This is a genomic window from Flintibacter muris (genome assembly GCF_943192995.1).
GTDB classification, from domain to species: Bacteria; Bacillota; Clostridia; order Oscillospirales; family Oscillospiraceae; genus Lawsonibacter; species Lawsonibacter muris.
The window spans coordinates 1-26,990 of sequence record NZ_CALPCP010000034.1 but is presented as its reverse complement, the minus strand read 5'-3'; the positions used below and the strand labels follow the sequence as shown (position 1 = coordinate 26,990).

The 26,990-nt window shown below is 50.7% G+C and carries 22 protein-coding genes; all 22 read right to left on the bottom strand.

Annotation, left to right across the window (positions count from 1 at the left end; translation table 11 throughout):
* Positions 1–345: 345 nt before the first annotated feature.
* A complete protein-coding gene (locus NFS22_RS18220) occupies positions 346–780 on the bottom strand; it encodes a helix-turn-helix domain-containing protein (protein ID WP_251319141.1) in 435 nt (144 codons plus the stop codon).
* Positions 777–989 (bottom strand): helix-turn-helix transcriptional regulator, encoded by a 213-nt coding sequence (locus tag NFS22_RS18215; RefSeq protein WP_251319156.1) that lies wholly within the window; start codon positions 987–989, stop codon positions 777–779. Before NFS22_RS18215 ends, NFS22_RS18220 begins: the two co-directional genes overlap by 4 nt.
* A 363-nt stretch (positions 990–1,352) precedes the next feature.
* Entirely contained in the window at positions 1,353–4,019 is a 2,667-nt protein-coding gene (locus tag NFS22_RS18210) for a DEAD/DEAH box helicase (RefSeq protein WP_251319140.1), read from the bottom strand.
* Positions 4,009–4,722, bottom strand: coding sequence for a DNA methyltransferase (locus NFS22_RS18205; RefSeq protein ID WP_277614870.1), 714 nt, complete (start codon positions 4,720–4,722; stop codon positions 4,009–4,011). The genes NFS22_RS18210 and NFS22_RS18205 overlap by 11 nt, the downstream gene beginning before the upstream one ends.
* 3 nt (positions 4,723–4,725) lie before the next feature.
* A complete protein-coding gene (locus tag NFS22_RS18200) occupies positions 4,726–5,604 on the bottom strand; it encodes a site-specific DNA-methyltransferase (protein WP_251319136.1) in 879 nt (292 codons plus the stop codon).
* Positions 5,594–5,899, bottom strand: a complete 306-nt coding sequence (locus tag NFS22_RS18195) for a hypothetical protein (RefSeq protein WP_251319135.1) — start codon at positions 5,897–5,899, stop codon at positions 5,594–5,596. The genes NFS22_RS18200 and NFS22_RS18195 overlap by 11 nt, the downstream gene beginning before the upstream one ends.
* Positions 5,900–6,049: 150 nt before the next feature.
* Complete coding sequence (locus NFS22_RS18190; protein ID WP_251319133.1) at positions 6,050–8,524, bottom strand: pPIWI_RE module domain-containing protein; 2,475 nt, start codon at positions 8,522–8,524, stop codon at positions 6,050–6,052.
* Positions 8,493–11,597, bottom strand: a complete 3,105-nt coding sequence (locus NFS22_RS18185; protein ID WP_251319131.1) for a pPIWI_RE_Z domain-containing protein — start codon at positions 11,595–11,597, stop codon at positions 8,493–8,495. The genes NFS22_RS18190 and NFS22_RS18185 overlap by 32 nt, the downstream gene beginning before the upstream one ends.
* Entirely contained in the window at positions 11,587–12,711 is a 1,125-nt protein-coding gene (locus NFS22_RS18180) for a restriction endonuclease-related protein (RefSeq protein WP_251319129.1), read from the bottom strand. Before NFS22_RS18180 ends, NFS22_RS18185 begins: the two co-directional genes overlap by 11 nt.
* 341 nt (positions 12,712–13,052) lie before the next feature.
* A complete protein-coding gene (locus NFS22_RS18175; protein WP_251319127.1) occupies positions 13,053–13,826 on the bottom strand; it encodes a CAP domain-containing protein in 774 nt (257 codons plus the stop codon).
* Positions 13,827–14,342: 516 nt separating this feature from the next.
* Complete coding sequence (locus tag NFS22_RS18170; RefSeq protein WP_251319126.1) at positions 14,343–15,776, bottom strand: tyrosine-type recombinase/integrase; 1,434 nt, start codon at positions 15,774–15,776, stop codon at positions 14,343–14,345.
* On the bottom strand, positions 15,734–16,942 hold the full coding sequence (locus tag NFS22_RS18165; RefSeq protein ID WP_251319124.1) for a tyrosine-type recombinase/integrase: 1,209 nt from the start codon (positions 16,940–16,942) through the stop codon (positions 15,734–15,736). The genes NFS22_RS18170 and NFS22_RS18165 overlap by 43 nt, the downstream gene beginning before the upstream one ends.
* A 3-nt stretch (positions 16,943–16,945) precedes the next feature.
* Positions 16,946–17,242 carry a DUF6809 family protein gene (locus NFS22_RS18160; RefSeq protein ID WP_251319122.1) on the bottom strand — a complete coding sequence of 99 codons (297 nt, stop codon included), beginning with the start codon at positions 17,240–17,242 and terminating at the stop codon, positions 16,946–16,948.
* A gap of 119 nt (positions 17,243–17,361) precedes the next feature.
* A complete protein-coding gene (locus NFS22_RS18155) occupies positions 17,362–17,808 on the bottom strand; it encodes a hypothetical protein (protein ID WP_420908889.1) in 447 nt (148 codons plus the stop codon).
* Between the two features lie 374 nt (positions 17,809–18,182).
* Positions 18,183–18,617: a helix-turn-helix domain-containing protein gene (locus NFS22_RS18150; protein ID WP_251319121.1), complete on the bottom strand. Its 435-nt coding sequence runs from the start codon at positions 18,615–18,617 to the stop codon at positions 18,183–18,185.
* Positions 18,614–18,826 (bottom strand): helix-turn-helix transcriptional regulator, encoded by a 213-nt coding sequence (locus tag NFS22_RS18145; RefSeq protein ID WP_251319119.1) that lies wholly within the window; start codon positions 18,824–18,826, stop codon positions 18,614–18,616. Before NFS22_RS18145 ends, NFS22_RS18150 begins: the two co-directional genes overlap by 4 nt.
* 348 nt (positions 18,827–19,174) lie before the next feature.
* Positions 19,175–22,315: a type I restriction endonuclease subunit R gene (locus NFS22_RS18140; protein WP_251319117.1), complete on the bottom strand. Its 3,141-nt coding sequence runs from the start codon at positions 22,313–22,315 to the stop codon at positions 19,175–19,177.
* A gap of 31 nt (positions 22,316–22,346) precedes the next feature.
* Positions 22,347–22,919, bottom strand: coding sequence for a hypothetical protein (locus NFS22_RS18135; RefSeq protein WP_251319115.1), 573 nt, complete (start codon positions 22,917–22,919; stop codon positions 22,347–22,349).
* An 11-nt stretch (positions 22,920–22,930) separates the two neighbouring features.
* Positions 22,931–23,266 carry a hypothetical protein gene (locus NFS22_RS18130; RefSeq protein WP_251319114.1) on the bottom strand — a complete coding sequence of 112 codons (336 nt, stop codon included), beginning with the start codon at positions 23,264–23,266 and terminating at the stop codon, positions 22,931–22,933.
* Position 23,267: 1 nt separating this feature from the next.
* Entirely contained in the window at positions 23,268–24,485 is a 1,218-nt protein-coding gene (locus tag NFS22_RS18125) for a restriction endonuclease subunit S (protein ID WP_251319113.1), read from the bottom strand.
* Positions 24,482–26,299, bottom strand: a complete 1,818-nt coding sequence (locus NFS22_RS18120) for a class I SAM-dependent DNA methyltransferase (RefSeq protein WP_251319111.1) — start codon at positions 26,297–26,299, stop codon at positions 24,482–24,484. The genes NFS22_RS18125 and NFS22_RS18120 overlap by 4 nt, the downstream gene beginning before the upstream one ends.
* Positions 26,300–26,510: 211 nt before the next feature.
* On the bottom strand, positions 26,511–26,990 hold a 480-nt coding region (locus tag NFS22_RS18115), incomplete at its 5' end, for a CAP domain-containing protein (protein WP_251319110.1).

Here is a 26,990-nt window from a genome sequence, read left to right as displayed (position 1 = left end):
CACCTGTCACAGCCACCTTGGAAAAGGTTGAAACAGGGCGGTTTTTCCTCTGTTTTTCTTCATTCCGACCACCTGGAACAGCCAACAGGGGGTAAAACCGACCACCTATGGAAAATCCCCGACCCGCGTTGCGGGGCGGTGTGGCTGGCAGGGGGGCGCGTAAGCGACCACCTGCCTTTATCCTGCACTTTTTTCGACCCCCCGGTTCACCTGCCACTTTCGGTTGTGCTGAATTCGCGGGATGGCGCACACCGGCCACACGCTTTGGACACAGCTTCGTCTGCGATGGACTGCGGCTTGTTACCCTCCGAGCATCAGCGAGGCCACACGGCGGCGCACAGGCTGTCACGCTGAGTGCGTACTATCGTTGCGAAGTGCGAGAGCGTTTGCGACTCGCTGACGCTCAGCCGCCACATCTATCTGCGCCAACTGCTGTTCGTAGAACTGGTCCAGCGCCAGCTGAATCGGACGGATGGTGTAGAGCAGATTGCCGTTGCGCTTCAGGCCAGCCTTGGTGGTGACGGATCTGTTCTCTGTACTGATGAGCTGCCGCTCCTCCAACTCGCACACATACTTGCGAACGGTGTTGGCACTCATCCGCACTGCTCTGCCGATAGTTTTGTAGCTGGGCCAGCATTGGTAGGTGTTACGGTTTTCACAGCAGAGCAGGTAGGAGTAGACGGCCAGTGCGCCGGGCGACAGACGTAGCAGAAATATCTCGTTGGGCAGTTGGAAGTAGTTCTTGATCGGATCACGCTTAGACCACTGTTTGTACTTCAATCTGCACCTCCCTGAGTGTGCCGCGATACCCACTCCACGAATTGCTCCTTGGGTACCACCATCCTGCTGCCGATTTTCAGCATCGGGAAATCCGGTTCGTGCATCAGCTCGTACCCGCTGGACGGTGAGACGCCCAGCACCTTTGCCACTGTTTTCGCGTTCAGGAACAGCGGCAGTTCGTCGTAGTTCTTGTAGTTGGATTCTTTCATGTTGTACTTGCCCACCCTTTCTGCTGAGTCAGTTTTTCCTCTGCCCTTATGCGCTGACTCTCTCATCCTTCTACCACAACCTCCAGTGGCTGAAACCGAACTTTCTTATAGACGAGTTTACAAAATGTTTACCGATTCAGAGCGTAGGCCCATCATCCCTCTACTACAACCTCCAGGTTCCAAAAGCGAACTTTATTTTTTCGTTCACAGAAAAAGTTTTTGCTGTAGAAAAATCACCCGCCAGAACTGAGTCTGGCGGGTGATCGCATCAGAAGATTTGAGGGGGATCTGACGATGGACTGTATTTCTTTGTTTAGGCGAAGCAGATTTTGAGTATGCCACGAAAGAGCGGAATACTAAAAATCACAGTTCCTGAAATCGCTGAGCCAGCTGCATGAAGGAGGAGCTTGGCAGAACCTGCTTGGATGGGATAAACAGATAGCGCCATTCCTTATAGCCGTTGGCTTTGCCCCAGCGGGAAGCCGCCTCGCAGTACTGTATACCGCGTTTTTTCTTGGCGATCACATCAGGATCGTTCAGTTTATCCTCGCCCTTAACCTCGACCAGGTAGATGATCCGCTCTGTTTCCACAACAAAATCCGGCTCATAGATGTGGCCGCAGTTGTAGGTGATGTTGAACTCTCTGGGATGAGGGCGGAGCCAATTCAGAACGTCAACGTCTGATTCCAGCACACGGGCAAGAGTCAGTTCGCCCTCTTTGCTGTCGAACTTCGCGGTGGTGAAAACGCCATTCCTGATTCCGGTGAAAAGAACCGACCGGATGTCCTCAGTGAACTCCTCATACAGATCGACCCTTTCTTTGAACTGGTAGCTCTGCTGCATGTTGTAGTTCCTGATACCCACAACCTCCTCTTGGAGGAATCCATTCTCACAGTAGAAATGCCGCATCATCTGCTGATAGATTTTGTTCCCGATATCCCGCTTGTACATCATGACGATGTTTTGCATCCCGTTTATACCATACGCTGTTTCATAGTGGTCACAGAGCTGCGTGATCAGCTTGAACAACAGAGCAGAGCATTTCATGTAGTCGATTTCCGGTTTATTGCGGAGCTGCTCCAAGATCACCTTCTTGGGATTGTACCCCTCAAAATCAATGGCGGCACCCTTGATCCTCTGCCTGTCCTGCATATCTTCCAGGTTCTGAATGAGCAGTTCGTTCTTGATCGGCACATGGGTAAAATCGGTCAGGTCCAAATCGAAATCGGTGAAGACATATTCCTCCACGCCGGCGTCTGTGATCTTGATATGGGGAATAGGAATAAATCCGGACTGTGCGGCGCGGTGGGTCTCCTCGGTCTGGTACAGCATCCAGGCGGTGAGGGGCATTTCGTTCTCCCGGAAAACATCTCCCAGGTCCTTGTCCTCAGAGACCTTCTCCTTCACCTCGGCTACAATTTTCTGTGTCTGGGTGGGCGTTACCGTGTGTTCCGGGGAGGTTTGGATCTGTGCGGTGACGGCCTGCTGGATGAGCTCCACCGTGGTTTCCAACAGGGCGTCTGCGGCATCGGACTTTTGCATTCCGGTTTGCTGATAGGCAGTTTCCAGGGCCTTGTTCGGCTCCAGGTCAAGGGCAAGCTGGGTGTGCGTGACCTGATCCGGGACGAATTCCTCGGCCCTGATGATGTTGCCTGCCTTGAAAATGGAGTCGCCTTTTTGAGCCTCGGCCAGAATGTCGGCGAACTTGTCGTGGGCGGTAAGCATGACGGCGTCTACGTCCCGGTCGCCGGTGCGCTCCCCGTAGGGCAGGCGCAGGCCCCGGCCCACCATCTGCTCCCGCAGGATTTTGGAGGCCGCGGTGCGCAGAGGGACGATGGTGTAGAGGTTGTTGACGTCCCAGCCCTCTTTCAGCATATTGATGTGGATGACGATTTCCACCGGGTTCTCCGGGCTTTCCACATCCAGCAGCAGGCGGGTGTTGGCCTCGCTCTCCGCGCCCTTCTGCTTGGAGTGGACAACGATGGTCTTATTGCGGTAGGCTCCATCCCGGAACTCGTCGGAGCGGATGTAGTCCTCCACCCAGGCGGCGTGGGCAGTGTCCTTGCAGACCACCAGCATAAAGGGTTTTACTACCCGAACGGGCTTGTCTGGAGTGCTGCTGTTGGCGGCGTACAGCTCCAGCTTCCGCTTTGCGTTTTCGTGACAGGTGATGCCGTCGGTCAGCATCAGCTTATCCAGCGCCTCGTCGCCGAAATTATAAAAGTCTATGTCGGAGCGGGTCACGGCGAAGGGGGTGCGGGTGTAGCCGTCCTCAATGGCCTTGGACAGGGGATACTCATACACCACATTTTTGAAGGGGACCTGTTTGGCCCCCTTGGTCACAAGAGGGGTGGCGGTCAGCTCCAGGCCCAACAGCGGGTGGAGTTCGTTCAAGGCCTGGGCACCCTTTTCCGCCCGATAGTGGTGGGACTCGTCCATAATGAGCACCAGGTCCGGCAGGCTGGAAAGATACTGATAGAACGAGCTGCCAATGAACTCGTTCACCCGCCTCATGTTGGCCCCTTCCTTGTTGAATTTGTCGATGTTATAGACAAAAATATGGATATCCGATTCAAACAGGGAGATGGGTTTTTCTCTGTAATCGTCGTCTGTGATGATTTGGGGCAGGGCGGAGAAACAGCCCAGCCCTTTGAACACATATTTGGGGCTGTTGTTGTCGCTGAGATCTTTTTTCAGCTTCTCATAGATGGTGGTGTTGGGGGCGACAACAAAAAAATTCCTGATGTTGTGCTGGGTATACAGATAGGCGATAAAGGCCCCCATCAGCCGGGTTTTGCCTACGCCAGTAGCCAGGGCAAAGGTCAGGGAGAGAAACTCCCGCTCGAAATCAGAACAGATCGGATACATAGCGTGGACAGCGCCCAGAGCCGCATTCAGATTCATACCCTTGCGCAGCTGCACACTGTTTACGATTTCCTCCAGGATTTTGAGAGATTCCTTCTGAGGCTTGCGCAGGGACATGACGCCGCTGATGTAGTCCGTGGTATACAGGGGAAAATCACTCCGCATCGTATTCCTCCTCGTCCTCATACACCGGGGGATGTACGATATTCAGATTGTAATCCGTTTTGCCAAACTCACAGCGTTCCAGGAGCATCTGGGGAATTTTTTTGACGGTGATATGGTCATAGACCCTGTCCAACCCTTTGTCGTAGGAGCAGCAGGCGATGGTGAGATATTCGTCCTCCTCCATAGTGCTTTGGATGGAGTCCAGATAATCGTTGTTCAAGTGGCGGGTGGTGACGAACAGATAGGACTTTTCACTGCCCGAGGACTGCTTCCAGAACAGCTTGCCGTCCGGGTGGTAGGTGAAGCCCTCGTGGAGGGCCACGCCGGCGGCCAGCATGTCCGCGTCGTAATCTGGGTTGATGACCGCCTCTCCGAAGGCGTCCTCGTTGATGAGGGTGGGGGCCAGCTCGTAGAAACGGTATCCGCCGCCCTTCTCCCACTTGGCGGACTTGGTGATCCCGCCCGGGTCTTCCCCGGCGATCACCTTGTCCAGACGCACCTTGCAGTGGGTGTAGGCGTGGCCGCCCATTTCAATGCCGATGTACCGGCGGCCCATCTTGTGGGCAACCGCGGCGGTGGTGCCGGAGCCGAGGAAGGAGTCGAGAACCAGGTCGCCAGGGTTGGTTGCAAGTATAAGCACACGCTCAATGAGACGCTCAGGCTTGGGGGTGGCAAAGACAAAATCACGTCCAAATAAGGCAATATTTTATTTTTTTGCCTCGTCTGTGTGGCCTACCTCATCATATGGCCACCAGTTATGAGGAGTCATCCCTTGCCGTACTTCAGATAAAAATAATTTTAGAGCAGGAACAGAGTTTGTCCCATCGATACCCCACCAGAGACGGTTTTCTTCTACATGTTTTTGGTGTGTAGGATATTCATATTTCCATGCTTTTACGCCATTTTTAACTACCGCTTTAGTGAAAGGATTCATAATGTCATAGCATAAATTGGGCCGTTGAGCTGTTGTTGCCTGATTCAGATAATCGACCGCTTTCCAGGGCCCTCGGGGGTCGTTATCGGGGTTGACGTATCTTGCAATTGATTCTGCGGTTCTTGGCAAAAGATTAGGGGAAAAATCCTTGCTTTTGGCATAAACGAGAATATATTCACTAATTGTAGCAATTCCTTTGAAATTGTTGCTAACACTGTATTTTCTCTGCCAGGAAATTGTGGTTTTATAATTACTCCGACCAAAAATTTCATCGCAAACGACTTTGAGATAGGCATATTCATCAGCATCTATACTAATCCAGAGACTACCGTTCTCAGCGAGTAGAGATTTCAAAATTTCAAGCCGTGGACGCATAAGATTCAACCATTGGCTGTGCTCCAGATTATCGTCGTAATGCTCAAACGCAGAGCCAGTGTTGTAGGGTGGGTCGATGTAGATGCACTTCACCTGCCCGGCATACTTGCTCTCCAGTGCCTTCAGCGCCAGGAGGTTGTCCCCGTGGATGAGCATATTTTCCGTGTCCGGGTCGGCGGCGGTGTTGGACAGTGCGGCGTTCTCGATCAGCAGGCGGGGCTCCACCAGAATCGGCTCGTCCTTGCCGTACCAGGTCAGCTCCAGCTTATTGGCCATTGCGGTGTGCCTCCTGTTCTTTCTGTACCAAGAATGTAAGCTGGCTGTCTAAGATGTATCGCAGATCGGTTTCTGTGATTTCCTGTACAGGCTTTTGGACTGTTGACGGCAGAACGGACACTTTGGTATAAATATCGGGGTACTTGAGATTGTTTGACACAATTTTTTCATTTGCGGAGGACATATCAAGCGGGTGCTTCAGAAGTTCGGCCCAGGTGTTAAGGATGTCCTGCTCCAAAGGGGTGATGATCCCTTCCTGCTTCATGAGTTCGGTAATAAGACTTTTAGGGTCCATTGTATAATCTCCTTCTGTAATAATGCTGTTTGGTTTATTATAGCATTGGTATGGGAGAATGTCCAACAGAGAAGTCGATCTAAAAACAGGCACCACCTAATAAGATATTCTCTGCGGTAGTGCCTGTTTCGTATCATGATCCGCTACTTGTTACGCATCGAAAAGGTATTCTTCAAGTTTCTCTGCCAAATGCAACGGCAGGGGAAGTACAGTCGATTGGTTATATTGAATGGGAATATGCCGTAACGCATTGGTATAAAAAATCCACTCGGCAGTGTTGTCACCGGACTGAAGCTGTAAAGGATACAGCTCAATCATATCCTTTTCTGCAAATCGCTGTTTGGGATGATCGATCTTGGATACTCTAAAGCTGCTTGTATATTGAGAATCATTCGGTCTTGCATGAATCCCCCAATACACATCGCCATACTTGAAAATGCCTACAGCGGAAGAAAACTGCGGACATTCATCTGTAGATTTCTTACTCAACTCCGTAAAGTAGTCCGGGACTTCCTGGTTGCTCCTGATTCGAACAATTCTCACTCCGGAATCTGTTAGCGAAAGAGGATAGGGATTTTTAGGCATTCCAACATTGATTTGAGAGGGACAGTATTCAGCCGTTATAGTATATCCGCTAATTTCTTTATCCGAAATGCCACTCCATACCGCACGAGTGTTTCCATCCGACTGAATAACGAACAGTATGCTATCCTCTTTCATATAATAGCGGTTTTTCAGTTCTATCAGCTTTTGCTTAGCAGGGGTACGACTTGCATCAACACAGCATTGCTCCAAATCGTTTTCCCAGAAAAGCTTCGCCATCTCAAGACAAGCTTCTCGATAAGAGACCGTTCGATTAGAGAACGCATCGCAATGCACTTGAGTTTTTCCTTCTAATAAATCAACTGTGACATAGATGGGAAGAAAACGTGCCTTATTCAAAATTCCATGCACTTGCGTACACAAGTGCATACCAACACAGGGCGTATTTGCCAAGGGTGGCAGTTTCTTTTTGAAATTCAGCAAGGTTACAATGCCTAACTGGCGGTAGAGGTCATATACTGCGTTTTCAATTTTGTTTTTATTAATATCATTTTCAGGATTGATGAACTGCACAACTCGTCCAGTTCTGGCAAACGCATTTCGGAGGACTTGTTTTGGGTCGCCTGTTTCATACTGCTCTTGCCCTGGCAAAGCAAAAATACAGGCGGTAACCGAGTCAGCTTGTTCTAATTGCGCGACAATTTCATCGCACCGTCGGATTTTAGTTTCCTTTTTGTTATCAGGCATACCGTCAGCAAGATCGCCAATTTCTTTGCGCACACATCGTATTTTCAAGCAGGACAATTCAGATTCAACGCCAAAATCCTGTTCGATCTTCGACTGAATGCATTCCAACAGTTCTAGCTGATTGGGATCTTTCCAAAGACCATAAATCTCAAATGTAATCCGGTCTGTTTCAACACATTTGCTTACCCAACTTCGAAAATCTTCAGAACTCTCATATTCTTGCGGAGACTTGAAGCACGAAAAATTTTGTCCCCTTAACATAACTCGTTCTGCCTCAGGCTGCTCACAGATCATATTGCCCAACAAAGCAGAAATAGCTTGGTGTAATATCGCTTTGTCAACGACGGAAACGCCGGTCCCGATTTTTGAAGCTACGAACCCATTCATGCCATTTTTATATGGAAGAAGGATTTTCTCTGTGTATGTCGCAGGATCCGTTAAAACATCGTTAGCCGGTGGCAATTGCTCATATCCCCAGATGTTGTAGCATTCTTTGTCTTGTGCTTTCCAGTCAGGTTGTCTGCTGTTATAGTTATACGCAATCGAAACTTGACAGTACTTGCTATCCGAAACCTTTATATGGGAGTTAATTCCGTCAGAAAGAAATGGAATACGTTCTTTATTATAATTGCCAGGAATCCAACGGCGAATGCTCATCTGGCACAGCAGCAAAGCTTTTCTTTGTGGCGGTGTTGTCTGTACTGATAAGTCAAACACAAAAGAATATTGATGTTGACTTTTAGGGTCAACAATTGGATGGCTGATCAACTGATTCTTTGCAGCGTAGCAAAGGTGTAGCATCTGTCCATTTAAGGCAATCTCTTTGCCAAGCAATCGATTGACCGCCAAAAGTGGAATCGCTTGATATGCTTCTTCACACACAGTGCCATTTTCGAGAGTAAGGCAGACGTTGGCTGTGGTCTGAAGTGCCATAAGCTCCTTGGGATCAATCATATCGCAAAAATCATTTGCCAGGTTTTTAACTGTAAGAGATGCTTTTGGAGCCGTAACATAGGTGGCCTTTACCCACACCTTGATAATGCCACACAAAGCCTGAATGTCTTTCTCTGAATACGCATAGCAAGATGTAAGCCAATGTTCATCATGGCTATCCTTTTTCAATGGTGCCAGAGCAATGATTCCCTCCATCCAGCTATCGACCAACTTTTTCAGTGCGTTAGTAGGAAGCCCATATTCGTCTTTGAAGCGCAGATTATTTTTTCGTGCAATATCCAACAAGGTTGCTTTCCAAGTTTGAGGAAAGCCCAAATAGTAAAGCGTACGGGTCTGTCCCGGAGAGAGCTTATAAGCCAGAGGATAGATTTTGTCGTTCATATTGAATGTCCTTTCTATAAGCGTTATAGAACGGCGCATACAGCGTTTTAGCAATTTCTGCGCTTTCTTTCTGGAGCATCAGCACATCTAAATATCTGCCCAATTCAGAAAGACAATCGAAATCGCCTTGTTTGCCTTCGCGTCCACGGAATGCGCCGTCAATAAAATAGACATGCGGTTCTGGTTTTGTTACGTCAGTGACACGCGCTAAACGGCCGAAAATTTGAAGGATCAGAACGAATAGAGTGGCAACGACATCCTTGCGTTCATCGTTATTCAGTTCAGCTAGTCCAAACGACTTGCTTTTACTCATTTTTGCCCACTGTTGGGCAGAAAATTGACGGATGCGCACATTATATGCGAATAGCGATTCATGTGGAGCCCGTTTGCAATGGGATTCAATAAAGCCATTGAGTTTGCTGCCTTGCTGCTGGATATCATCGGGAATGGCCATGGGCCGCACCATAAAAAACACAGCACAAAGTGCGGAATGGCCATATTCGTCGACAATGTTATGGCCACGCTCAATTGCCATTGCAGGAGCGATTAGGATTTCCTCACTCATTTTTGCAAACCGGCCAACCTCACCACGCCGTATAGTACTCTGGTCATTTTGAGTGCTGATAGCGTCAGAGACCATTCGACAAACGCGTGCGGGACAATTGGCTTTTCGCAAAGCTGCTTCCAGTGTTTGCTGCACTTCTTGCGCTTGAGCATAGCTGTTGGCAACCAGTAGGATCTTCCCGGCTTTTCGTTCATATTCTCTAATGATTAACTCAGCCGTCTTTTGCGTAACGGAGCGCAATTGCGCCATACGTTGGTCATCTGCAGCGCCAGAGACTCGTTCTGGAAATCCTGATTCAAAGAAGCGTGTCTTCTCCAAGAAAGCACGTTTTTCACTATCTGCCTCTAAGATATAGTTCACCGGCCGATTCACATGGTATTCATACGAACCTTCCGCCCAGCTCGAACCTGACAACAGAATAACATGAGGACCGGCAGGTTTACCGTGAGAATCTGTACGCAAATAAGGCAGGTCTTTCATCAGGCTTCTTCCGAAAGCAAACTGACGGAACAGAATAATGTCTTCATCATCTGTCTTTTTTAGGCCGAACAAATTTCCACACAGTGCAGAGGGGAGGAAGTATTGCTGCTGACGGAATCGAGTTTGTAAGAATCCGAATAATTCATTTTGACCATAAGAGGTTTCATGGCTTGCTTCGTATGCATCACTGAGTCCACGAATAAAATGGTCGAAGTATATTAGTCGCAAAATAAGCTTGATGCGGGCATCTTGAATGCGTTTTACTTTATCCTTTTGGGGCCGTGGGAAATCAGCTCCAAGTTCATTCAACCAGATACGATACATTTGATTAAAAAAAGTCTCATCTGTGCTTTTGCAAGAGCTCTCAAGTACTGCCCACAGGGTACTTTGACGAATATGATCTTCATCTTGCATATCGATCAGGGCGTAAATGGATTGATAGACAGAATAGGGAATTCTATATTCCGATTCTTCCCGATACATATCCTCCAAAAGGGTAAGTGCCGAGAATGGGTCTCCAAACTTGATTTTCTTCCATGCACCCAACTTATGATGCAGGGATTTCACAAGACAACTGAGAACTGTTACACTCTGGCGCTGCATCTCGTCGTATCTCTGTTCTGCCAGGTTTTCTTCTCTGCGTTTACTGCTCAGTCTCATATAGGCACTACAATCTTCGGCACATTCACGAATGTAGTTATTAAAACTTGTTTCCGGCATAAAGAAATGGTCGAGCGTCTTCTGAACTCTGTCACTCTCATCAAAGACGACCAAGTCGAAATCGCGCATTGCCAATTCCAAAAATGTTTCTCGCTGTTGTCCCACTCGGGAAGCCGCAAATCCCGCAACCGTTGTAAGCACAACCGAAGCAGTATAGCATTCCCGGAGCATCTTTGTGCCCAAACACTGATCGAAGTAAGGACACAGGTGATTTTTGTTTCCCTTTTTTAAAGAGTAGCACGGTTCTTTCCCGAAAGAGATCGCAGCACTGTGCTGTGTATCCATACCATCAATCAGGCATACCGGTGTCAAATACTGAGAAAAGCCCGCAGGTAAGCAGGTTTCATTAGGTTGTGTAACTTGATTGATATATTTTAGCCTTTCGTTACGCCCAATCAAAGGGCTTACTGTAACGCCAAAAACAGATAAATACTTTTGCAAATTCAAGACTTCCGCTACTGTATCAACAACAATTGCAATACGATAACCATTTTGATGGCACCAAAATGCCAAAACCTTAATCAGCGTTGATTTTCCTGCACCGACCATACCCACAATATTAACTACTTCTTGGAGGGTAAGTTCTGTACATGATTGGACTGAGCTGCCGACAATTTGCTTAAGGATATTAGTCTTCAAAATCATATGGCAGGGATCCTCGGGACAGATCTTGGCCATTTCTTTTGCGGCATTTAGAAGTTCGTCCGATGAGATAACAATTGGAGGTCTATAACCCTTTTCCGGAGTAGTCGGTTGAACAGAAGGTATATAATTGTTATCAAATTTGACTTGGATTGTTTCCACTTCTCCATTCTCAAGATTCGGATAAACATACCTATATGTTTCTGCTTCAGCATAAGAAAGAGCTCTTGAATCTTCAAAACACTCTGGCCAAAAACGCCCCCATTCTTTTTGGCGTTCCGCATACGGATAGGGATATGTACCTTCCGTCTTGGAAAAAGACACTGTTCCATCGATTTCTTGAAATGAAAAAGCACGAACTGCATTATACCTTGGTGCTCGATAATCTCTCAAATCATCCTGCCAGTATTTTTGAGAGCGATAGTATCCCAGCATGTGTCGAGCCTGCTGCAAAGTATGTTCCATGGCCGTGCACTCTTTGGCACCAATAAGTTGATATTGGGTGAACAAAAGATAGGCTTTTGTCGGATCAACATCGGGTGCAGTAAGAGTGAGTAAATGTAACACCGCTTCAATAGCTGCAAAGCGAGACAGGGGCATAGCATCCTCTATCGCCTGGAACTGCGCCAAGAGAGGTGCATACCATACATTTTTGTTATTCTTCATGGCAGGAATCCTCCTTTCGCGTAATTTCAGTCTTCAATGATTTTAAAGTTACGCACCTTACATTTTTTTGATTCTCCAATATACGATTGATGATTGCGGTATAGTTTCGCTGGTTTACCGTGTATTCGCTGGGAATAACAAAATATCCCCTTGTATATTCACCTTCAGGGAATCCATTATCATTTTGAATTTTGGTGCGTAGTGCTATGGGATTGCGATACGCCTTGGCATCGATTTCCCAAATCTCTCCGTCAGAGAACTGGATTTCTACATCATAACGATCCATCTGTGGCCACAATGCCCAGCAAATTTTCTTTTTCTCACAAAACGCTACAATTGCAAGTTCCAGCTTTCCGGGAGCTGCAAAATAACGCATAACCCCTTTCTTCAATCGATAAAGGTCGCCAGTCGAAGCATCTAGCTTCATCTCATCTGTGAGTTCAGGAATAGTGTCTGTACAGTGTGTTGAGTGGCAACTATATCCGTATTTTCCGGGTATCATGGTCCAGCCGCAGTGAGGACAACGATAGCTATCTTCAGTAATTTCTTCGTAAGCAAACTGGAAGGCGTCTCTTGCCGCTTGATTATCAGTCAGGTCAAGTGACATTGCCCGCCTATCTTCAAGCGTAATGATTGGATTCTCGATAATATATCTTCGAACCTTACAATAAGTTTCCTGATCTAAAGTACGCATTTTTTCATAAAGAAGACGCTCATCTGTTCCATCCATGATGTCGCTGTCCTGTGTTTCTATGAATTCATAACAGTCAGCACTGGGAGTGTACATATTTCCACTCCTCTGATACGCAAAGGCGTCGTAGGCGTAAAAGGGTTCTTCCTGAAGATTTAGCCTATCAATTACCTCTGGGTTCCATTCATTAAACCATTCCTGAATAGGCTTGGTAATAAAATGCGCAAGAAAGGAAGCTTCGTCGGCATATTGTGCAATGGTTTGGCAACCTGCCCACTGGCTTGCTGCTAAGAACATATTTACCCCATGCTGCAATGTCTTACTGTAAGGATAACGTGTTGGTTCCTTTTGTAGGAACTGTTCTTTCTCGATTAGTCCCTTTGCAATTAGAGCAAATGTTTTCCTCATAAACGCCGTATCCATATGAAATCCTCCTGTCCTAAAACAAAAACGACTCTCTTAAAATATACAAGAGAGTCGTTAGAAAATATCATACAACCAAATATACATACCACTAAACTGCGGTTCTGCATATTGAATCTACATACTTTTTACTTTTCTCGTGTACATGTATATTATAGGCCCAAAATCCGGAGATTGTCAAGGGCTTTTTCATTCGCCTTATTCTTTGTTTTCTGCTATGCAATATTTGAGCAGGAAATCTGTACTTCCTGGCGTTATATTTTCTGTCCTGCACTCTGTTTCGTTATCAATCAGAAGAGGCCGTCCAGTTACCTGGACAGCCTCTCCTGATTGATATTTGGTTACGCATAGAAGTTGACACTGTTGGGTATCCCGACGAACATGTAGCAGTAGGTGATGCCGTCGCATTGGGTCACGCCCATGCCGATGCAGTCGCATCTGGGGTCGATTATGGTTTCAAAGTGTCCGGGAGAGTTAATCCAGTTGTCGACGGCACGCCGAGCGGCTTCGGCTGTGCCGGTGAACACGGTAAGGTTGGACCCGAAGCCGTAGGGGTAGCCAGCGTCGACTGCGGCCTGGCTCTCCTCCGGGGCGTGATGCCAGGTGTATCGCCGGTCGGAGCAGATTTGGGCGGCGTTCATCAGGGCCTCGTTGACCGGCAGCTCCGGTACCCCGTTGCCCTTTCGGGTTTGGTTAATGAGTCGGATTATCTCCTGCCGTATTTCCATGTTGTCCGTCAGGCTGGCGCTGTCTACGATGACAGGAGTTTCCAGCGCAGTAGGGGCTTCCGGGCCGACCGTCAGCGTCATGCTCCCACGTTCCCTGGCGCTGTTGGAGGCGGTGATCTCCGCAGTCCCCACCGTCTTGGCGACAGCGACCCAGAAGGTCAGCACCTGCTCCACCGCCATCGTGTCCGGGTTGCTAGAGGTGACGGTGTAGTCCGTACCGCTTGGGCCGATGATGAGGCCACTGCGCTCTCCCACCTCCAGGGTACTACCTTTGTAGCTGCCCACCCGGATGGGCGGGGCCTCCGCTGCCGTGGCGGGGATAGCGAGGGTTGTTGCGAGGATTGCTGCTGTCAGTGCGACAGTGGTGCGCTTTTTGATACTGGTCATTTGCTTTTCCTCCTGATTTCTGTATTTTATAGGGCTTTCGCAAGCAACACGATACCGAAATAGGAGGCGAAAGTCGATAGGGATAAACGGAGAAATACAGAGGTGAAAAGCAAGCGAATTACACAGTGCTTCGTTGTGTTTGTGGACGATCTCTTTCGGTGAGACAATTTTCTTGACCACATAACCAGCCACAGACAGACGAGGAATATACGGAAACCCTGTTTGTAAAAAGTGTCGGAAAGCAAATGTAATGGAACAAAAACAGCTATAAATAAGCGGAAAATATGTAAAAAATATTGTCATGGCAGTTGGTAAGGACAGAGAGACGGGCCCATGCCGAAATAGCACCGTCATCAATAGGTCGGATTCTTCTTCAAATGTCCGGAATGTTTCCGATAATCAGCACTTTTACTGCGTGTTTCATTCTGGCGCTTTTGGCCTGACCACATATCTGCCCACAGACAGAGAAAAATCGAGGGACTCTGGATTTTGCGCTCCAGAGTCCCTCGGCATATATCAGCTAACTTGCTTTTCCAACCTCAGCCTCTCCTTTTCAGCGGCGATCTCCGCTTTCATCTGGAGGATCATCTCCGCCAGCAATTGCTCACATTCCTCTCTGGTCTTGGTGTAAACATTTCTGGGATGCTTCTTGCCATCCGGCCAGACTGGGGAGTAGCGGCCCTCCCACAGATGGTCGTTGATTTGAGTGACGCACCCAGTGCCCGCTTTGCGGCGTTTGCCCTTGTAGGGCTGAAAGGTGCTGAGAGTGAGCTTCCTGGCCGTGGCTTCTGCCTCCAGTGAGGACTCGGTCTTGCCGATTCCCTGGTCAATCTTGCGTGCTGCCGTCTGCCGCATCTCGTCCGTGACATGGGCGTAGATGTTCAGCGTAGTGCTGCTGGAAACGTGACCAATCACCGTGGAGAGAGTTTTGATATCCATTCCATGCTCCAGGGACATGGTGGCGAACAGGTGGCGGAGGTCGTGGAAGCGGATGTGTTTGCACCCGGCCCTCTCCAGAATGGTGGTCAGGTGTTTGCGGACAGAGGCGGGGTCTAAGGGCAGATCATCTTTCCTGGGTGAGGGAAACAGCCAGCGGGAGTGTACCTGCTGCCGGTATTCCTTCAAGACGCTCAGGAGTGGAGCGGGGAGAATGATCGTTCGGTTGGCGGCTTTGGTTTTGGGCTGAGAGATGATCAGCTCGCCCTTGGCTCGGTGAATCTGCCGTTCCACCCGCAGCGTCCCAGTCTTGAAATTGAGATCATCCCACTGGAGGGCCAGAAGCTCGCCACGCCGCAGGCCGGTGGCGATCTCCAGCAGGAGCAGCTCATAGCAGCCATCCTCCTTGGCCTGGATCAGCAGACGCTGAACCTCGTCCGGAGTGAGCACCTGCATCTCCCTGGGCTTAGCGGGAGGAAGCCGGCAACCGTCCGCGGGGTTGCGGGAAATCAGTTTCTTGGAGACCGCCATCTCCAGCGCGGAGCGGAGTGTGGTGTGACAGCCCCGCACCGTCTGGTCGGAGAGGCCACTGCCATAGTAACCGACATTCTTGATTCGCCCGTTTTGTTTGAGATTGGTGTAAAACTGCTGGAGGTCATTTTGTGTGAGCTTGTCCAGCGAGGTGTCCCCCAGCGCGGGAATAATGTAGTTGTAGATTCGCTGTTCATATGACATCTGGGTGTTGGGCCGCAGGTTGAACTGTTTGCTGGTCTGATACCAGGAATCCAGCCATTGACCCAGAGTCATACCGGGTTTGGCAGCGGCAGGTTCCGATTTCCCGATGCTGGCGCTCAGTTCTTTCAGCTTTTGAACACATTCGGATTTTGTCTTTGCCAGGACATTTTTCGTTTTGGGCAGACCCTTATCGTCGTAGCCGATGACGGCCCGACCCTCCCAGCGCCCATCCTTTCTCAGGTGGACGCTGCCGCTACCCCGTTTTCTGCGCTTTGCCATGGTTTCAACTCCTTTCCAAGCAGTTCTGTCAGGAAGTCGCCTACCACCTCCGAGGCACGCTTCTGCATATCTCCGGTGACGTGGGTGTAGGTGTCCAGAGTGAAAGACGCCCGGCTGTGACCCAGGATGCCGGAGAGCGTCTTGGCATCCACGCCGCTGGACAGCGCGTGGGTCGAGAACGTGTGTCTGAGGTCGTGAAATCGGATGCTGGGCAGGCCGGTGTCTTTCAGCAGTACCTTCAATCGGCTGTAGGCGGCGCGGGGATTGATGGGTAGCTCCGGCTTCAGTGGATTGGGGAATATCCAATCGGCAAGAGCAGCTTCTTTCCTTTCCCACAAACATTGTACAGTGCTGGGTGGCAGGACGATTTTGCGAGTACCGGCATAGGTCTTGGTGTCCCCGGCGGTGAGTACCCCGCCCTTTTCCACATGGATGGTGCGTTGGATGTTCAGAACACCATGCTCTGCGTCGAAGTCCTCCCAGCGCAGACCGCATATCTCGCCCAGCCGCAGGCCGGTGGTCAGCTCAGTGTAGAAGAAGTCCTGCCAGATATCGTCCGCTTGAATCGCGGCCATGAACGTATCGAGCTGTTCATCGTTGAGGATTTGCTTGGGCGGTGACTTTTGTTTGGGGGCAGTGACGTCCGCGACTGGATTCCTGGGAATCAGCCGAAGCTGCTCCGCTGCGCCCATCGCCCCGTAGAGCAGGGTGTGGATACAGTGTACCATGCTGTCGGACAACTGGTGTCCGTATTTTTTGTGCTTGCGGATGCGGCCCCGCTTCTTCAGGTGGGCGTACAGCTTTTGTATTTCCGCCGGGGTAATTTGGTTGAGCGGCCTGTCGCCGAGGGTGGGCTTGATGTAGAGGTCAGCGTAGCGGCGGTAGGTCTGAAGCGTGCCGGGGCGCACAGTGCCTGCCATGTACTCGGCCAGCCAGCGATCCAACCACTCGCCCAGCGTCATGGAACTGTCCTCGGTCAGATCTACGCCTTGGTAGGAGTCGATCTCCTGTCGGAGCTTTGCGGACAGCTCCTTCTGCGTGGGAGCGTAGACGTAGTGGAAGATGGAGTCGCCGTTTTCCTTGTGGCCCACCACGATGCGGCCCTCCCAGCGACCGTCGTCCCGCTTGCGCACCATACCGTCGCCGGACGGTCTGCGCTTTGCCATTTGTTACTCACCTCCAGTCCGAATATCACCGTCGTTATCATCCATACACTCAGCCATGATCCTGACGCCCAGCCGAAAGCCCAAGATGAAATTCTCGGTTGCTGTGATGCCGTTGATCTCATGCTGTGACCGGATAAGTTTTGTAAGAGTCTCCTGCTCGGTTTCCTCCAGCTGTTCCATAAGCTGCTTTTCATATTTGGCGACACGGTCTACTGCCCGCTTCAGTTCTGAGCCAGGTGTCATCTGCTGTTCGTTGGGTATGATGCTGCCATAGTAGAGATCTTCCAGTGTTTTTCTCATATCTACTGCCTCCTTTGCAACACCAACACATACCACACTTTGTCGGGAATAGCTACTACTTTTTTCGAGGACTTTTATTCTTTGTTTTGCGGTGCAGAATCTGAGAGGGGGATGGATGATCACAGGCCACCCCTTTGATAGTGGACGGCGTCATCCAGCGAGATACTGCCGCTGGTCTTTTTCACGTCCTGGATGCACCGACCCCGGAGCGCCTTGAGCTGCTCATCGGGAATCTCCATCCCCGCCGCCAGCACATTCATCACCATGTCCTGTTCCACCGCCAGCTTGAACAGCAGACGGCAGATTCGGTTCTCCGTGTCCTGCACCGTTCCGCGCAGAACGGACGCCAGTGCGGGTGGCAGATAGGCGGTGGCGTCCTGACCGGAGACGTAGCCGGCGTAGAACAGCGCGGCCTTTTCCAGATACTCACTGCGGCTTTTGCAGTTCGCAATTTTCATTGCTCTGTCCATCACTTCCAGTGTGGATGGGTACAGCCAGACGGGGATGCGGGTCTTGACTTCTGCGGGTGTGTTTGGTTCCACCGAAATGTGCGTATTTTTGCTCATTGGAAAATTCCTCCTTTTTGTTAGAAAACCACCTGTCACAGCCACCTTGGAAAAGGTTGAAACAGGGCGGTTTTTCCTCTGTTTTTCTTCATTCCGACCACCTGGGACAGCCAACAGGGGGTAAAACCGACCACCTATGGAAAATCCCCGACCCGCGTTGCGGGGCGGTGTGGCTGGCAGGGGGGCGCGTAAGCGACCACCTGCCTTTATCCTGCACTTTTTTCGACCCCCCGGTTCACCTGCCACTTTCGGCTGTGCTGAATTTGTTGGATGGCGCACACAGGCCACACGCTTTGGACACAACCGCATCTGCGGTGAGCGGTGGCTTGTTACCTTCCGGATAGCAGAGGGGCCACACAGCGGCGCACAGGCTGTCACGCTGAGTGCGCGCTATCGCTGCGGAGTGCGAGTGCTGTTGCGACTCGCTGACGTTCAGCCGCCATGTCCATCTGCGTCAGTTGCTGTTCGTAGAACTGATCGAGCGCCAGTTGGATTGGACGGATGGTGTAGAGCAGGTTGCCGTTGCGCTTCAGACCATCCCTGGTGGTGACGGTCGTGCTTTCTGTACTGATGAGCTGGCGCTCCTCCAGCTCACACACATACTTGCGGACGGTGTTGGCGCTCATCTTCACTGCTCTGCCAATGGTCTTGTAGCTGGGCCAGCACTGGTAGGTGTTTCGATCCTCACAGCAGAGCAGATACGAGTAGACCGCCAGCGCACCAGGCGACAGGCCCAGCAGGAATATCTCGTTGGGCAGCTGGAAGTAGTTCTTGACCGGATCACGTTTGGGCCATGGTGTGTATTTCACTCCGCACCTCCCTGAGTGTGTTGCGACACCCACTCTACGAATTTATCCTTGGGTACGACCATTCTGCAGCCAACCTTCAGCACCGGGAAATCCGGCTCATGGATCAGCTCATAGCCGCTGGATGGTGAGACACCCAGCACCTTTGCCACCGTTGCTGCATTCAGGAACAGCGGCAGCTCATCATAGCTCTTGTAGCTGGATTCTTTCATGCTGTGCTTGACCTCCATTTCTTTATGACATGATTTCTTTCTCGGCTTTTCTGTACTGACCTCCCTCATCCTTCTACTACAACCTCTGGTGGCCGAAACGGAACTTACTTACAACCGAGTTTACAAAATGTTTACCGATTCAGAGAGCAGGGTCCTCATCCCTATACCACAACCTCCAGCGGCTGAAAGCGACGTTTTATTTTCAGAAAAAGTTTTGCTGTAAAAAATCACCCGCCAGAACTGAGTCTGACGGATGATCGTATCAGATGATTTGATGGGTGTTTAATGATGGCCTGTATTTCTTTGTTTAAGCGAAGCAAAATTTGAGTATGCCTGATGCGGCAGATTTTATGCGACGTCTTTGTACCGAGTGTAGACATACTCATAAATTCGTTGACGGTAACCAGAGATGCTCAGTTCGTCATAGCACTCCGGAAGTCCGTTCCAAAGTGTGTCGCGGATAAGGTTGTCAATGGCTGCCTTTGTTTCCTGCTTATCAGTCCAGTGGTCAAGCTCCGCGATTCTGGACTTGACCTTTTGCAGAAGGTCGACCGCTACCTGTTTGATTTTCTGGATGTCCTGTTTAGAGAGGTTTTCAGAGAACAACATATCGTAGAGGGATAATTCTTCGTCGCTGGAAAATCCCTCCCGCACATAACGCTGCTCCTCCTGATCCATGCTCTGCACCAGCTTCATCAGCTCATCAAAGGTCTTTTCAATATTGGCGCGGTCCTGCTGGCTGTTGTAATCCTCAATGATTGCCTGATACCGCTCATGATATTGGATGCGATTGGGATTGCTGAGCAGCATCCTGTCCAGGCGCTCACAGACCAGGTCCTGCAAATCCTTCAGGATGAGGTTCTTTTTCTTTGCATGGGCAAACTCCCGGCGCAGCAGATCGAAGTCGATTTTGCTGATATCAAACTGACGGGACGGTGTGATCCCCTCAGCCGCCTGCTCAATTTGGACATACTCACTGATGATGCGGTTGATTTCCACCATCAGATCCACATTGTCTGCCGTCCGGCGTTTTCGATTCAGCAGTCTGTGGATGGCGGTAATAGCCTCATATTTTTGCCGGGCATCCGTCTCCACATCCTCCCGGTTCACATACTTCACCAAGCGCGCCAGCTCGGAGGCATAGGTCTGAAAGGTCTTCTTTTCCTCCAGGGTGGCGGACACTGTGTTGGCCGCCGTTTGCAGAAGAGCCAGCCTTTCAAAGCCTCTGGCGTCAATCAGCGTTTGTAGAGAAAAGTCCCGGGTGGACAAAAACGACTCCGCCGCGGCGATGGTCTCCAAAATTTTGGCGATCAGCTGCTCCTTATCTACGGTGGGGTCGGCGCCGCCGGCGCCGTTCCCATTGGCTGTGTAATCGGCCAGCGCCTTTCGCAGCGCTTTTACGATTCCGATGTAGTCGATAATCAGACCGTTGCTCTTTCCCTCGGCCACACGGTTGGCCCGGGCGATGGTCTGCATCAGCGTGTGGGCTTTCAGCGGCTTGTCTAGATACAGACAGGACAGGCACTTTACATCAAAGCCGGTAAGCCACATGGCGCAGACGAACACCACACGGAGAGGATTGTCGGCATCCTTGAACTCCTTGTCCAGTTCCCGCTTTTCCATCTTCGCCCGATGGCTCTGAATATCCAGTCCCCATTTCTGGAAGGATTGAACCTCGTTCTGCTCTTGGCTGATGACCACCGCCATCTCGGTCTCCTGCATCCATTGCAGCTTGCGTTCCAGCTCTTGAGCCTCCTGCTGGGACGCGCTCTTGATTCGCTCCTTCAGCGTGTCGATCTCATCAGCCCAGTATTTCTGCACCAGATCATACATACGAACGCAGGTGACCTTATTCAGGCAGACAAACATAGCCTTGCCGCTGGTCCACAGGTCGGAGTAGTGCCTTGCGAAATCCTGGGCGATGCGCTCCAGGCGGGGGGTGGCAGTGAGGAGGTGAATCTCCTTGGCGAACTCCTGCTCCAGCTTATCCTGCTGGTTCACATCCAGGTCGGCCTGCTCAATGGCGTCCAGAATCCGATCCGTGATTTCCGGGTTGTCCTTCACGTCCAGAATCTTCTCTCCCCGGTTTTCGTAGTACAGCGGCACCGTCGCGCCGTCATCCACGGCTCGCTGGAAATCGTACACCGATATGTAGCCGCCGAAGGTGCGTTCTGTGATACGGTCGCTGGACAGCAGCGGTGTGCCGGTAAAGCCGATCCGGGAGGCGGTAGGCAAAAGGCGGACCATGTTGTCCGCGAAAATTCCGTACTGACTGCGGTGGGCTTCATCTGACATGATGAGGATATCGTGGTCAGGGGAAATCGGCTCCACATCTGTTTTGTTGAATTTCTGAATCAGGGTGAAAATAAAGCTGGGGTTGCCACGCAGCTTTTCCACCAGATCTGTACCGCTGGAGGCGATGAACTGCCCGGCCTTGGCCTTGCCCAGAATACCGCAGTTTTCAAAGGTGTCGCTGATCTGCCTGTTCAGCTCTTCCCGATCTGTCAGCACCACAATGGTGGGAGAGCCGGAAAACTTGCGGCGTATCTTCTGGGCCAGGAACACCATGGAGTAGCTCATGCCGCTGCCCTGGGTGTGCCAGAAAACGCCCAGCTTTCCGTTGTTCAATCGGCGGGCCTCATATGCCTTGACTGCCTCGTTGACGCCCAAATACTGGTGGTTCCGGGCCAGGATTTTTGCTGTGTGTCCGCCGGAGTGGTCAAAGAGAATGAAGTTCTCCAGCAGATCAAGAAAGTTCTCCTTTTTGCAGATGCCCCGGAGCATGGTCTCCAGCGCCACGCTGCCCGGTTCCTCCTCTTTGAGCCGCTTCCACTCGTGGAAAAACTCGTACTTGCTGCCAAGTGTGCCCACCTTGGACTCCAATCCGTTGGAGAGGATCAGGAAGGCGTTGTAGTAGAACAGGTGGGGGATGGTGTCCAGATAGTCGGTGTAGTTGTTGGTGTAGGCGTCCTGCACGTCCACCCCGACGGCTTTCAGTTCCACAAACAGCAGCGGGATGCCGTTGACAAAGCCCACAATATCCGTCCGGCGGCGGTACAGATCCCCGTGGATTTTCAGTTCCCGGACGGCGAGGAAGTGGTTGTTGTCTGGGTTCTGGAAGTCGATGACAGCGGCGTATTTTTTCTCTGTCCTGCCGCCGGGCTTCTTCACGGTGACAGGGATACCGTCCCGGATCAGGAAATATTTCTCCTCGTTGATTTGCAGCAGGGATGCGGTGGACAGGTGGTGTTCCATGAGCCGCTGGGCCTCGTCCAGCTGGGCGGGGGTGAGCCACGGATTCAGGCGCAGAAGAGCCTCCCGAAAATACCGGGTCAGCAGGATTTCCTTGTAGCTCTTGCGGCCCAGTGTGCCGGCCTCTCCTAACTGCTCGGTGTTGTAGGCGTAGACTTCCTCCCAGCCCAGCTCGTCACGGAGCAGGTTGGCGGCGCTCTCTTGAATCAGGACATTTTCGGAGTAGTCGTAGCTCATAAGTACCCCTCCTCTCGGCGATTCTATCAGCTTATGCCCCCAATTTCATTTGCAAAATCAGGGATAAAATAGCAATGGCTACATCTGCGCCTTTATCCAATGCGAAAGCAATGATGGGTTTCACTTTTTCCCACTTAGACTTCCGTGAAATGTTCTCTTTTGATATTTTTTCAAGCTCATCAATCTTGGCTAATATTTCATCTGTCTGCTCTCGGTTTAGCGCGGTCATATCTTCGATTTTTTGTTTTGCTTCTTGAAACGACAACGAAATATTTACGGTATTGTTTACTGTGATATTGGTTTCCGATGGTTTTGGTAAAGAGATAGCGTTCATTTGATACTTGTAGGTTCCTAATTTTGCCTTTATCATTTCAAGATTCTCTTGCACACAACTTTGGCTGTCCTCGATGGCGCTATAGTGTATACTATTAATTGACGGCGAGAATCCCCATAGCCCCTTATACCAATCTTTTATACAGGCCTGATACCGACCATCCAGCTCTCTATGTAATTTGAGCTTTTCCCCAAAGGATAGCCGATCAGACCCTTCAATCCTTTGAATGTCTGAACATACCATGTCATAAAACTCTTTTGGCATTTCCATATACTATACCTCTATTTCTCCGCTTTTTTTAGCATTTCTTCAAAGGCTTTTTCTCCGACCTTTTTGATGCAATGCTGTCGAAGGCCATCCTGATATTGACTCAGTTTCCTATACAAGTCCTGATCTCGAAAGCAGACCCACGGAGTTGGGATTGTATCCCCCTGGGAATATTCAAGTTGTTGGATCTCTTTTCCTGCTGTTGACTGTGCATCACTAAGCGCATTTATCATTCCGTCTCGGGTTGGGTTATTTATCTGCTTTTGCAGTGCCACAATTTTTTTGATTGCATCTGAAATGTCTTCTACGTCTTTTATATCTTTCATCTGCTCAAAATCGAATTTTTCCATATTACACCTCAATTTCTCCGCTCATGAGTTTGGGCAACAGGCGGTCACGAGCCTGTCTAAGCCTGACATTTTGCTCATTCTTCTTTTGTATTTGTAAAAATATCGGCTCTGCATATCCCGCAAATAACCTCGTTATTTGATCGGTTGGCTTGAGATATGGGAGCGCTTTCAATTTATCTGCCTGCGCACGCTGACGGCCATCGCTTCCCGTCATACTGTTGATCGCAGACTGCCTAAAACTGTCGTCGCGGGCAAGCAGATACACCATATATGGATTGAGTCCTTTTGAACGCATGACAATAAACTCTGTAGAGCCAACAGCGCCCTCGTCGCTTTCAATACCTGCAACAAAGGCGGTCTTTCCATTTTCAAGACACGGAGTAATTCTTGCCAGTAATGTATCACCGTTTTGAAATTTGCTCCCGGAATTAGAAAACGTAGCTGCAAATTCTTCGGTATCTAGCGTCATTGAGCTGGTGCTTAATGCGGACATGGGGACGCTTTGCTTTAATCGCTCTTTGCTGAGGGGGATTTTAGGATTAAATTCGATTACATCTTCCAAACGGCACAGTTCCCACCCCTCCGGCACTCCGTCCACAACTGGCGTGATCTCATACCCAGGGAACCGCAAATCCACGAACCATTCCTTATACAGTCGTTGGGCCGCTTCTTCCAGCAGCTTGATTTGCTTCTGGTTGTTTTCGATGAGGTTGTCATAAGCGGAGAGAATATCTACAATACGGTTTTGGGTATTAAGTGAGGGTATTTCAATCGGTACTCTACTCAAAATAGCGGTATTCAAATTGAGCATTGTTGCTCCAACAGCGTGTTTTTCAACCCATCCAATCGTATCCGGCTTTTGCAGTTGGTAAAAAACAAATTTCGGATTTGCTTTACTGACATCTGTTGAAACACGCAAACAGCCTGTTCCACAAAGCCAACCTGCTTCTTTCTCTGTGGCAAATGCGCAGCGTCCTACATCGCCTCTGCGAGAATATAAAATATCGCCAATTTCAATTTTGTGACGGTTTAATCGTTCAATATGAGCATCACTAATGCGGGCAATAGTTGCTTCCGAAATATGACCATTGACCAAATCTTTTGGCATAACCACTGGCGTGCCTTCAATAGAATAGTCTGATTGATGTAATTGAGAACCAAAAGGCCCTGTTTGGATATTGGTGGAAATATCACTAAGAATAGCAGTTTTCCATTTCACAGCCCCATCTCCTCCCAATTCCTGGAGATGGCCTCCATCAGCTCATGGGATTCCTTTTGCAGCTCCAGCAGTTCCCGATGAATCTCCCCCATACGCTGGGCAAAATCCACCCCATCGTCCTCCACCGGGGCCACCCCCACATAGGCGCCGGGGGTCAGGGAATAACCTTTCTCCGTAATCTCCGCAAGGCTCGCCGCCTTGCACAGCCCCAGCACGTCCCGGTACTCACCATCCCCGAACTTCTCATAGAGCCAGACGGCCTCCTTCGCGGTGGTCAAGGTCTCCTCCAGCGCCGCCAGCCGCTGGTCGTAGTCCGCCTGCACCTTCTTTTTCTCACGCTTGGCGGCCTCCGCCACGGCTTTTTTCGCCTCGTCCCGCAGGGTATTGATTTCTGCGGAGAGTTCCTCCGCCCGTTGGGAGAAGGCCGCATTGCCCAATACCGCCCGGTATTCCTCCAGCAGAGCCGCATATTTTTCGGTTTCTCCCCGGTATAGCCACACAATGGCATTCAGATTTTTCAGCTGCCACTCGCTCCACTCGTTCAGCGTGCGGTCTACCACGGTGTAATAGTTCCGGGCGTCGATGAACAGTACCTTGTCCCGCAGCGCCTCCGGCTTCCCTTTGTCGAAGAACCACAGAGAACAGGGCAGGGATTTGGTATAGAAAAAGTTGTTGCCCACGCTGACCATCACGTCCACGTGGCCGCTCTCCACCAGCTTTTGCCGGATATCTCGATCTTTGCCAGAGCTGTCCGTGGCGGAGGAGGCCATGACGAAGCCCGCCCGGCCCCGCTCGTTCAGATAGGAGTAGAAATAAGAAATCCAGAGGTAGTTTGCGTTGCCCACCTCCTTGGCCTTGTTGACAGAGGGCAGGCCAAAGGGCAGACGGCCTGCGCTCTGGGCGGATTCCGAATTAACCTTGTCCACATTGAAGGGCGGATTTGCCATCACATAGTCACAGCAGCCGTCCAGGTTGTGGGCGTCGTGATAGAAGGTGTTGGCCTCGTCGCCGGACTTGATGAGGCCGTTGAGCCCGTGGACCGCCATATTCATCAGGCAGAGCTGGGCGTTGTACTCCACCTTCTCCTGTCCGTAGAAGGTCATGGCGGCGTTGGCCTCCATACCAGCGGCATTGACAAAGTCGCCGGTCTGGACAAACATTCCTCCGCTGCCGCAGGCGGGGTCCAGCAGCACACCGCCCTGAGGTTCCAGGATATTGACGATCATCTTGACCAGGGATTTGGGGGTGAAGAACACCCCATCGTCCTGGGCGATATTCTTGGCAAATTTGTTGAGGAAATATTCATAGATGCGGCCGATCACGTCGCCGCCCACCTCGTCCAGGGCGCTGTTGTTGAAAATGCGCAGCAGCTCCGCCAGAAGCTCGTCAGAGAAAATGGTGTAATCCTTGGGCAAAACGCCCGTCAGCTGCTCCGACTGGGCCTCCACCAGTTCCATGGCGTTGTTGACCACCTCACCCAGGCTGTTCATGGTGTGGCCGCTCTGGTTGGTCAGTTCCGCCGAGGCGATGTCGGCGGGGAGGTTGACCAGATATTCATACTGCGCCTCCCTGGGCAGAAACAGGGCGCTTTTGGAAACGAAGTCGCTGGCCTCCACTGGCAGAACCCGGCCGCCGCGGACAGGACGGTTTTTCAGAATTTCCTTCTCCACCAGCTTGAAGCGGCTGTATGCGTAGCGCAGAAAAATCAGGCCCAGCACCGGCATACAGTATTGGTTGGAGGTCAGCTTGGATCCAGCCCGGAGCAAATCAGCGGACTCCCACAGGTCAGATTCCAATTTTCTGATGTTTACCATAAGACTGTACCTCCAAGATTGCTTGGCGCCGCAATCAAACAGCTACCGGTTTCGACATTTATTATATACGTTCGAGGAAATATTTGCAATCCGTTCAGGGGCTTATTTCATTGTTTACTGGTACGCAATATTTGACAGGGTGCTTTCACCCGATGAACCGGAAAGCGGTGCGTTCCACACTGCCTGGAACGCACCGCTTTGTTTCATGGGGTTACGCATAGAAGTTGACGCTGTTGGGTATCCCGACGAACATGTAGCAGTAGGTGATACCATCGTGCTGGGTCACGCCCACGCCGATGCAGTCGCATCTGGGGTCGATCATGGTCTCGAAGTGGCCGGGGGAGTTGATCCAGTTGTCGACGGCGCGTTGGGCGGCGTCGGCTGTGCCGGTGAACGCGGTGAGGTTGTCACCGAAGCCATAGGGGTAGCCGGCGTCGACAGCGGCTTGGCTCTCCTCCGGAGCGTGATGCCAGGTGTAGCGCCGGTCGGAGCAGACTTGGGCGGCATTCATCAGGGCCTCATTGACCGGTAGCTCTGACACTCCATTGGCCTTTCTGGTCTGGTTGATGAGGCAGATCATCTCCTGCCGTATCTCCAGATTGTCCGTCAGGCCAGTGCTATCCCCGCTGGCGGGGGCCTCCGGCGCGGCGGGGACGGCGGAGCCGACTGTCAGTGTTACGCTCCCGTGCTC